The following is a 402-nucleotide window of genomic DNA, read 5'->3' as shown; positions in this document are numbered from 1 at the left end:
AATGGTTTAATATTAGGCAAACACACTCCGCCGAAATCTCGGCAAAGACAAACCTCTCTCAGGAAAAACAATGAAAAAACTGATTGCCTTAGCCGCCCTTTCCACTTTTGCCCTCGCTGCCTGCAAAGACAATACCCAGGCGCAACTTGAACAGCAACAAAAACAAATCGAAGCATTGCAACAACAGTTGGCACAACAAAACGGCCAACAAGAAGACAATACGGTTTACCAGCTCACGCCCGAAGCTGTGAAAGACACCATTCCTGCCGAAGCACAAGCCAACGGCAACAACGGCCAACCGGTAACCGGTACAGACGGCCAACAATACATCTACGACCAATCCACCGGCAGCTGGCTGCTGCAAAGCTTGGTGGGTGCGGCAGCCGGTGCATTTATCGGCAA

General features: G+C 50.2%; 1 pseudogene. It reads left to right on the top strand.

Annotated elements, in window-relative coordinates:
* Window positions 1-70: 70 nt before the first annotated feature.
* Window positions 71-402 (top strand): annotated as a pseudogene (locus tag ACTHSP_RS22370) (hypothetical protein); the annotation flags it as partial.

This window comes from Neisseria sp. P0001.S005, from assembly GCF_051963715.1.
This window is presented reverse-complemented; position numbering and strand designations above follow the sequence as displayed.